At 72.2% G+C, this 8,311-nt stretch carries 11 protein-coding genes; 3 read left to right on the top strand and 8 right to left on the bottom strand.

Features of this window, described 5'->3' with window-relative positions; translation table 11 throughout:
* Positions 1 to 155: 155 nt before the first annotated feature.
* The 4 genes from ACIP4Z_RS29175 to sigE all read right to left on the bottom strand — a co-directional run bounded on the left by ACIP4Z_RS29175 (position 156) and on the right by sigE (position 3,294).
* Complete coding sequence (locus tag ACIP4Z_RS29175; RefSeq protein ID WP_355348177.1) at positions 156 to 770, bottom strand: hypothetical protein; 615 nt, start codon at positions 768 to 770, stop codon at positions 156 to 158.
* 147 nt (positions 771 to 917) lie between these two features.
* On the bottom strand, positions 918 to 1,415 hold the full coding sequence (locus ACIP4Z_RS29170) for a sec-independent translocase (protein ID WP_355348180.1): 498 nt from the start codon (positions 1,413 to 1,415) through the stop codon (positions 918 to 920).
* Between the two features lie 173 nt (positions 1,416 to 1,588).
* Complete coding sequence (locus ACIP4Z_RS29165; RefSeq protein WP_355348183.1) at positions 1,589 to 2,530, bottom strand: zf-HC2 domain-containing protein; 942 nt, start codon at positions 2,528 to 2,530, stop codon at positions 1,589 to 1,591.
* Positions 2,527 to 3,294: an RNA polymerase sigma factor SigE gene (sigE, locus tag ACIP4Z_RS29160; protein ID WP_355348341.1), complete on the bottom strand. Its 768-nt coding sequence runs from the start codon at positions 3,292 to 3,294 to the stop codon at positions 2,527 to 2,529. The genes ACIP4Z_RS29165 and sigE overlap by 4 nt, the downstream gene beginning before the upstream one ends.
* A gap of 212 nt (positions 3,295 to 3,506) precedes the next feature.
* Here sigE and ACIP4Z_RS29155 point away from each other — a divergent pair, with 212 nt between their 5' ends.
* Positions 3,507 to 4,142: an O-methyltransferase gene (locus ACIP4Z_RS29155; RefSeq protein WP_355348344.1), complete on the top strand. Its 636-nt coding sequence runs from the start codon at positions 3,507 to 3,509 to the stop codon at positions 4,140 to 4,142.
* 86 nt (positions 4,143 to 4,228) lie between these two features.
* Here the strand turns inward: ACIP4Z_RS29155 and ACIP4Z_RS29150 are convergent, their stop codons facing one another.
* Positions 4,229 to 4,396 (bottom strand): DUF3117 domain-containing protein, encoded by a 168-nt coding sequence (locus ACIP4Z_RS29150; RefSeq protein ID WP_069464762.1) that lies wholly within the window; start codon positions 4,394 to 4,396, stop codon positions 4,229 to 4,231.
* A 268-nt stretch (positions 4,397 to 4,664) separates the two neighbouring features.
* On the opposite strand from ACIP4Z_RS29150, the gene ACIP4Z_RS29145 reads away from it, so the two are divergent.
* Positions 4,665 to 5,447 carry an enoyl-CoA hydratase-related protein gene (locus tag ACIP4Z_RS29145; protein ID WP_355348187.1) on the top strand — a complete coding sequence of 261 codons (783 nt, stop codon included), beginning with the start codon at positions 4,665 to 4,667 and terminating at the stop codon, positions 5,445 to 5,447.
* A 97-nt stretch (positions 5,448 to 5,544) separates the two neighbouring features.
* On the opposite strand, the gene ACIP4Z_RS29140 is transcribed toward ACIP4Z_RS29145, so the two are convergent.
* Both ACIP4Z_RS29140 and ACIP4Z_RS29135 read right to left on the bottom strand, forming a co-directional pair.
* Positions 5,545 to 6,126, bottom strand: a complete 582-nt coding sequence (locus tag ACIP4Z_RS29140) for a DNA-3-methyladenine glycosylase I (RefSeq protein WP_401313084.1) — start codon at positions 6,124 to 6,126, stop codon at positions 5,545 to 5,547.
* Positions 6,119 to 6,481 (bottom strand): DivIVA domain-containing protein, encoded by a 363-nt coding sequence (locus tag ACIP4Z_RS29135; RefSeq protein ID WP_391161649.1) that lies wholly within the window; start codon positions 6,479 to 6,481, stop codon positions 6,119 to 6,121. The genes ACIP4Z_RS29140 and ACIP4Z_RS29135 overlap by 8 nt, the downstream gene beginning before the upstream one ends.
* Before the next feature lie 128 nt (positions 6,482 to 6,609).
* Here ACIP4Z_RS29135 and folP point away from each other — a divergent pair, with 128 nt between their 5' ends.
* Positions 6,610 to 7,422 carry a dihydropteroate synthase gene (gene folP / locus ACIP4Z_RS29130; RefSeq protein WP_355348347.1) on the top strand — a complete coding sequence of 271 codons (813 nt, stop codon included), beginning with the start codon at positions 6,610 to 6,612 and terminating at the stop codon, positions 7,420 to 7,422.
* Positions 7,423 to 7,481: 59 nt separating this feature from the next.
* Here folP and ACIP4Z_RS29125 read toward each other — a convergent pair whose 3' ends face one another.
* Positions 7,482 to 8,303, bottom strand: a complete 822-nt coding sequence (locus tag ACIP4Z_RS29125; RefSeq protein ID WP_391127380.1) for a TIGR00730 family Rossman fold protein — start codon at positions 8,301 to 8,303, stop codon at positions 7,482 to 7,484.
* Positions 8,304 to 8,311: the final 8 nt, after the last annotated feature.

The following is an 8,311-nucleotide window of genomic DNA, read 5'->3' as shown; positions in this document are numbered from 1 at the left end:
GCACCCCCCCCCCAAAATTTGGCGGCGGCGGGGGGGGGGGGGGGGGGGGGGGGGCCGGGGGGCCGGGGGGGGGGGGGGGGGGGGGGGGGCCCCCCCCCCCCCCCCCGCCGTCCGCGGAGCGCCGCAAAGGTGCCTGGAAGCGCCCTGAGGGCGCCTCAGACCTCGTACAGGGTCACGTCCTTGACCACGGCCAGTCCGAGGCCGTACGCGCTCATGCCGCGGCCGTACGCGCCGAGGTGGACACCGCGGGCCGAGCCCGCCATGACCCAGCCGTACTCGGACTCGCGGTAGTGGAACGGCGTCGGGTCGCCGTCGACCGGAAGGGTCAGCGTCGACCAGCCGCTGCCCGCCAGGTCGTCGGCGAGTTCCCACGCGGTGGCGGTCTGCTGGTCGAGCCAGTCCTGGCGCAGGGCCCGGTCCATGGTGGTGGGCCAGGTGCAGGACAGCAGCCCGGACCCGGCGAGCCAGGCCGCGGAGGAGACCGAGGTCGCCTCCAGTACGCCGGTGCCGTCGGAGCTGCGCCGTCCGGGGCGGTTGGCGAGGGTGACGACCGCGGTGAACCGCAGCCCTTCCGCGTCCGCCGGAGCCGCCTTCAGCGAAGGCTCGTCACCATGCCCTATTGAGCCGTGCTCGACCGTGCCGTCCCCGCTCACGCCGACCGTGCCCAGCCAGCGCCGTCCGGTGAACGCCTCGTCCAGCCCGTACCAAGGGAAGTCGGCCATCAAGTAGCCGTCGACCGTCCCACGAGCACTGCCGGTCTTCGTCTCCATGCGGTGTTACGCCTCCTCCGTGCCCATCTGGGCGACTCGCCATCTTGCCCGACCCTGGGTGGGTTCGGGAGCCGAACCGGCTCACGGTGACGGCGAACACACGGACAATAGCCACCTGGAGGGGTGAAAAGGCGTGATCTGGTTGACTCAGGTCGCGTCGGAATCGAACGGCGGAGCCTCGCCGGGCTCCAGGCCGTCCTTCTTGCGGAGCCTGTCGGGGGTGGCCGAGGAGCCGCCGCCGGAGGTCGGTCCCGGCACGCCGGAGGACGAACCGGCCGCGCCGGACGAGCCGTTGGCGGCGGAGGCGGGCTCCACCCCGTTGACCGCGTCGGTGACCTCGGCCATCTCCTTGCGGAAGTCGAAGCCGTTGCGGATGTCCTTGAGGCCCAGCTCGTCCATGTCGCTGTCGCTCATCAGATTCTTCTTGATGAACGTCTTCGGATTGAGGTCCTCGAACTCGAAGTCCTTGAACTCCGGACCCAGCTCCCGCCGGATGTCTTCCTTGGCGCTGTCCGAGAACTCCCTGACCTTCCGGATGAAGTTCATGGTGTCCTGGATGACCTTCGGCAGCTTGTCGGGGCCGAAGACGAGGACGGCAAGGACCACGATCGCGACCAGCTCCAGCGGGCCTATGTCGAAGAACACCTTGCAGCTCCTTGGGACGTCCACAGCCGGGAAGGCAGGGTCCGGCGGACTTTACGGTACCTGTCCACGCGGGCGGTGCGGGAGTGGCTCCGGCTAACAGTACGTCGCCAGGGGGTAAAGGGTCAGCCCCCGAGCCCGCTCCGGTGACCGGCCGGAGACCGGCCGGTGGCCGGTCAGCGCCGTATCGCGGGGGCCTGGGGGCCGGGCGACACGGGGGAAGCGGCGGGCGTCACGAGCGGCAGGGCGCCGGGCGCCATCAGCGGCCGGGTCACCGAAACGGGTGTCACCGAGGTGACCGCGGCGGGCGCGCGGAGCATGCGCCGGTCCCCGGCGTCGAGCACGCCGCGCGGGGTGACCCCGCGGGTGTCCGGCACGGAGTTGGCGCTGAGCGGGCTGACCGCGGGGCCGTCGTCGGGGCGGGCGCCGCCGTCGACCGCGGCTTCCATGGGCAGGGCGCTGCCCAGGGCGATGGCCGCCATCGAGAAGGCGCCCGCGGCGGCGAAGGCGAACCGCCTGCCGCGGGAGGCCGCGGTGCCGGAGCCGCTGTGCGCGGGGGCCTCCGGCTGCTCCCGGTCCTCGGGGCGCCCGTCGGCCGCGGCGGCGCGGGTCAGCTCATGGATGCGGAAACCGCGACCGCCGGAGCCGCCGGGCACGAGGTCGCGGCCCGGTGTGAGGTACGAGAACTCCTCGCGGCGCCGTGAACCGCCGCCGCCGAACACGCCGGAGCCGAGCAGGCCGCCGTCGAAGGGGCCGCGCCGCTCCTGGTCCCGCCCGCCGGCGGCGCCGGGGCCGTGGCCCTCGTCGTCCCGGTCGCGCCAGTCACGCGTACGGTCGGCGTCCTCGGTCCCGTCGCCGGTCGGTGGTAGGCCGGGAAGGCCCTGGAGCCGGGCCAGCAGCCCGGCGGAGAGCATCGGCTGCTCGGAGGCCGCCACGACGCTCTTGAGACGCCGCTGCTCGCTGGCAGCGGCTTTGCACTGCGGACAGGTCACCAGATGGGCGAGCACCCGGTCCCGGGTGTCGTCGCCGAGCTCGCCGTCGACAAATGCGGCGAGCCGGTCGCCAAGGTGCTGCTCGGCAGGCGCTGCACGTTGTTCGCCTGAACCGCTACTGCTCACGTTCTCCCGCCCTCCTGGCCAGGTTTCTGTGTGGCGGCAGCGAGCGCGGGAGCCGGCCGGGCGCCGGGCGCCCGGTGTTCCAGAGCCTTGCGCAGGTGGGAGCGGCCACGGTGAATCCTGCTCCGCACCGTGCCCAGCTTCACACCCAGCGTCGCGGCGATCTCCTCGTACGACAGTCCCTCGATGTCGCAGAGCACCACGGCGGCGCGGAACTCCGGGGCGAGGGTGTCCAGCGCCTGCTGGACGTCCGCGTCGAAGTGCGTGTCGTTGAAGTGCTGCGCGGGGGACGGCTCGCGGCTGGGCAGCCGCTCGGCCGCGTCGTCCCCGAGGGCGTCGAAGCGGATCCGCTGGCGGCGGCGCACCATGTCCAGGAAGAGATTGGTCGTGATGCGGTGCAGCCAGCCCTCGAACGTGCCGGGCGTGTAGGTGGACAGGGAACGGAAGACCCGCACGAAGACCTCTTGGGTGAGGTCCTCCGCATCGTGCTGGTTGCCGGTCAGGCGGTACGCCAGCCGGTACACCCGGGCACTGTGGGTACTGACGATCTCCTCCCAAGAGGGAGGCGTCCACGCCTGAGCGTCCCCGTCGGTGGCGAACGTCGCGGTCGCGGGAGTGTTTTCGCGTGAACGGTCATCAGCAGTGTTGGTCACGGATTTCGGCTGTCCGGCGGACCGGAGAATACGCCTGAGCGTTCCTCCCTTGTCACCGGCCGCAGCCGCACCTCCCCTGTCGGCTCTGGTGGTGTCCAGTAGAGCCCCTACCATATCCACCTCGCCCGTTAGCTCCGGATAAGTGCGCTGTTGCCATTGACTTCCCAGGACTTCCACTCGGCGGGGAGAGCCGGGGCCTTCTCCCGCCGGTAGCCGTCCTTACGGATAACGCACAGTCCCATCAGCGGGTTCCCGCCCCCAGCGGATACAGTCGCCGGGCGGGCTGCACCTACGACAGGGATCGACCCGGGGACAGGGAGAGGGACATTACCGGCAACCGGCAGGCGAGCTGGGCGTTCGCCGACGCGTTCGTCGCCGAGGACGACGCCCTCATACGCGCCCGCGCCCGGTCCCACGCGGCCGGTCTGCGGCCCGTCTCGCCCGGCACCGGTGCGGCCCTGCGGCTGCTGGCCGCCACGGGGGACGCGAAGTCCGTCGTCGAGATCGGCACCGGCACCGGGGTCTCCGGCATCCACCTGCTGCGCGGCATGCGCCCCGACGGCATCCTGACCACCGTCGACACCGAGCCGGACCGCCTTCAGCTCGCGCGCGAGGCGTACCGCGAGGCCGGTTTCGCCGCCAACCGCTCCCGCGTCATCCCCGGCCTGGCCCTGGACGTGCTCCCCCGGCTCACCGACGGCGGCTACGACCTGGTCTTCTGCGACGCCGACCGGCTGGAGTACCTGGACTACCTCGACGAGGCGCTGCGGCTGCTGCGGATCGGCGGCCTGGTCTGCTTCGAGGGCGCCTTCGCCCGCGGGCGCGCGCTGGACGCCGCCCACCAGGACGCCGAGTCGGTGCGGCTGCGCGAGCTGATGCGCGCGGTCCGGGACAGCCCCCGGCTCTCCCCCGTCCTGCTGCCGACCGACGACGGTCTGCTGTGCGCGGTGCGCCGGAAGTGACGCGGCGGCGCGCGCAGGAAAACGACGGCGGCCCCGTACACGACATTCCGTGTGCGGGGCCGCGACGATTTATGGGACCGCTGGTCTCAGGCGATGGCCTTCTTCAACGCGTCGCCGAGGGCATCCGCCTCGTCCGGGGTCAGCTCGACAACAAGCCGCCCGCCGCCCTCAAGCGGAACGCGCATGATGATGCTCCGCCCCTCCTTGGTCACCTCGAGCGGGCCGTCACCCGTCCGCGGCTTCATGGCCGCCATGCTCGTTCCCCTTCCTGAAACCAGCTCGGACTCGAACACATTGGTTCTCGGCCATTATCCCGCATCTATCGACCCGATGACCAACATCGGTCGCACTACGTTCAGCATGGGCCCTCCCCAAAACCGGCCAATTCGGCGAGTGGACAGTGATCGACCGGGTTCCCGAAGGGTATCGGTTCGGTCGGACGTTTGACGTACGTCACATGTCGGGGTGCCGTGAAGTCCGGCATTCTGGCCAGGACCGATGCCGCGACGAAGGGGTTCAGCCATGGCCGACAGCGTTCTGTACGAGGTGAGCGACGGGCTCGCGACCGTCACCTTCAACCGTCCCGAGGCGATGAACGCGCTCGACACGGACACGAAGAACACCCTGCGGGACGCCTTGCGGGAAGCGGCCGACGACACCGCGGTGCGGGCGGTGCTGCTCACCGCGACCGGGCGGGCCTTCTGCGTCGGACAGGACCTCAAGGAGCATCTGGCGACGCTGGCGGCGGGCGGCGGGCTCACGACGGTGGCCGAGCACTACAACCCGATCGTCACCGCGATCGCGACGATGCCCAAGCCGGTGGTGGCGGGGGTGAACGGGGTCGCCGCGGGCGCCGGGGCCGGGTTCGCCTTCGCCGCGGACTACCGGATCGTGGCGGACACCGCCGCCTTCAACACGTCCTTCGCCGGGGTGGCGCTCAGCGCGGACTCGGGTGTGTCGTGGACGCTGCCGCGGCTGGTCGGGCACAGCCGGGCCTCGGATCTCCTGCTCTTCCCGCGCTCGGTGGGGGCCGCGGAGGCGTACGACCTCGGGATCGCCAACCGGGTCGTGCCCGCCGCGGATCTTCCCGCCGAGGCCGTCGCCGTGGCCCGGCGGCTGGCCGAGGGGCCGACCGTCGCCTACGCCGCCATCAAGGCGTCCCTCGCCCACGGGGCCGCCCACTCCCTGCTCTCCACCCTCGCCAAGGAGGACGAGCTCCAGACCCTGGCCGGAGCCGCCGAGGACCACCGCATCGCGGTCAACGCCTTCGTGGCCAAGCAGCCCCCGCGCTACGTGGGCCGCTGACGCGGGACGCCCGTCGCCGCTCCGGCCGGTCCTCGATCGCCGGACGGGCCGAAGGGGGCGCGGGTGCGGCGCGACCTCCGGCCCGTCCGGACCGGCCCTAGCGGGCGGAGCAGTCGGCGAGGTGGTCGTTGACCAGGCCGCAGGCCTGCATCAGGGCGTAGGCGGTGGTGGGGCCGACGAAGCGGAAGCCGTGGGATTTGAGCGCCTTGGCGAGAGCCACCGACTCGGGGGTGGTGGCGGGCACGTCGGCGAGGCGGCGCGGCGCCGGGCGGGTCGCGGGGTCGGGCGCGAAGGACCAGATGAGGGCGTCGAGCCCGCCGTCGTAGCTGTCGCGCAGGACCTGCGCGGCCCGCGCGTTGGCGACGGAGGCGGCGATCTTCGCCCGGTTGCGGATGATCCCGGGATCGAGCAGCAGCCGCGCCTCGTCCTGCGGCGTGAAGCCCGCGACCGCGTCGATCTTGAAGCCGTCGAAGGCGGCCCTGAACCCCTCGCGGCGACGGAGGATCGTGATCCAGGACAGCCCGGACTGGAACGCCTCCAGGCAGGTCCGCTCGAACAGGGCGTCGTCCCCGTGCACGGGCCGCCCCCACTCGGTGTCGTGGTAGGCCACGTAATCCGGCGCGGACAGCCCCCAGGGGCAGCGCGCGAGTCCGTCGGGCCCGACGATCGCGTCACTCACCGGTGTCGTCCCGCGGCGTCTCGTCCTTGTCCAGGGACGGCGTCACGGGGGCGCCGACCGCGTCGGCCCGCGCCCCGGCCAGCACGGCCTCCAGGTCGGCGATCCTGGCGTCCCGCTCGGCGAGTTCCGCCCCGAGCCGGTCCAGCACCTCGTCGACGTCGAGCATGCGGTAGCCGCGTACGGCGATCGGCAGCCGGACGGCGTCGATGTCGGACCTGATGAGCGGGCGGTCGGCGGGCAGCCGGTCGTCGATCCGGTCGGGTTCGGAGTCCCGCAGGGTGCCGCCGTCACCGAGTACGGCCATCGCGACGGCGGCGACCACCGCGACCAGCGCGATGAGCATGAACCAGAACAACTCGATCTCCCGGGGTCCGGCCTACGTGTCAGGCACGATCGTGCCACGATCGCATGAGTCTGAGATGAGGAGCGGCAGTGGCACTTCGGTTGGGGACCCGCGAATTCGGCGAGCGGGAGCCGGTGATCATGGCGATCGTGAACCGTACGCCGGACTCGTTCTACGACCAGGGCGCCACCTTCACCGACGAACCCGCGCTGGAGCGGGTCGCGGGCGCCGTCGCGGAGGGCGCGGCGATCATCGACATCGGCGGGGTGAAGGCGGGCCCCGGCGAGGAGGTCTCGGCGGCGGAGGAGATCCGCCGCACGGTCGCCTTCGTGGCGGAGGTGCGCCGCCGCCACCCGGATGTGGTGATCAGCGTGGACACCTGGCGGCACGAGGTCGGCGAGGCGGTGTGCGAGGCGGGCGCCGACCTGCTGAACGACGCGTGGGGCGGGGTGGACCCGCGGCTGGCGGAGGTCGCGGCGCGGTACGGCGTGGGGCTGGTGTGCACGCACGCGGGCGGCGCCCAGCCGCGGACCCGGCCGCACCGGGTGGGGTACGAGGACGTGATGGCCGACATCCTGCGGGTGACGGTGGGGCTGGCCGAGCGGGCGGCGGCGCTGGGCGTGCCGCGTGACGGGATTCTGATCGACCCGGGTCACGACTTCGGCAAGAACACCCGGCACTCGCTGGAGGCGACCCGGCGGCTGCCGGAGATGACGGCGACGGGGTGGCCGGTGCTGGTCTCCCTGTCGAACAAGGACTTCGTCGGGGAGACGCTCGACCGGCCGGTCAAGGAGCGGCTGATCGGCACGCTGGCCACCACGGCGGTGTCGGCGTGGCTCGGGGCGCGGGTGTACCGCGTCCACGAGGTCGCCGAGACCCGTCAGGTGCTGGAGATGGTGGCCTCGATCGCGGGCCACCGCCCGCCCGCCGTGGCCCGCAGGGGCCTGGCCTAGGGGCCCGCTGGGCGGGGGCCAGGGGTCTGCGAGGCGGGGGCCAGGGGCCCTGCGAGGCCCTAGGCGCTCTCCTTCGTCACCCGCGCCACGGCCTCGTCCACGTCGTCCGTGACGTGGAACAGCTCCAGGTCGGCCTCGGACGCCTTGCCGCCCGCGACGAGCGTGGAGCGGATCCAGGAGACCAGGCCGCCCCAGTACTCGGTACCGAAGAGCACGATCGGAAAACGGGTGACCTTCTTGGTCTGGACGAGGGTGAGCGCCTCGAAGAGTTCGTCGAGGGTGCCGAAGCCGCCGGGGAGCACGACGAATCCCCGCGCGTACTTCACAAACATCGTCTTTCGGACAAAGAAGTAGCGGAAGTTCACGCCGATGTCGACATAGGAGTTGAGGCCCTGCTCGAAGGGCAGCTCGATGCCGAGGCCGACCGAGATGCCGCCCGCTTCGAGCGCGCCCTTGTTGGCGGCCTCCATCGCGCCGGGGCCGCCGCCGGTGATGACGGCGAAACCGGCCTCGGTCAGGGCGCGGCCGATCCGTACGCCCGCCGCGTACTCACGGGAGTCCACCGGGGTGCGGGCGGAGCCGAAGACGCTGACGGCGGGGCCGAGTTCGGCCAGGGCGCCGAAGCCCTCGACGAATTCCGACTGGATCCGCATCACACGCCACGGGTCGCCGTGCACCCAGTCCGACTCTCCTCGACTGTCCAGCAACCGCTGATCGGTGGTCCCCGCCTGCACCTGGCCGCGCCGCCGTACGACAGGGCCCGTGTGCCGTTCCGGCCAGCCCTTGCCGGTCAGCACGGTCTCCGCCGCCTCGTTGGCCGCGGCAGCCGCCTCCTGCGCGTCCGGACTCTGCCCGGCCGCTCCCGTGTGTGAGTCAGTCATACGGGAAG

This window comes from Streptomyces sp. NPDC088910 (genome assembly GCF_044749865.1).
GTDB lineage: Bacteria > Actinomycetota > Actinomycetes > Streptomycetales > Streptomycetaceae > Actinacidiphila.
Note: the sequence above shows the minus strand (reverse complement) of the source record. Positions and strands in the feature narration are given on the sequence as shown.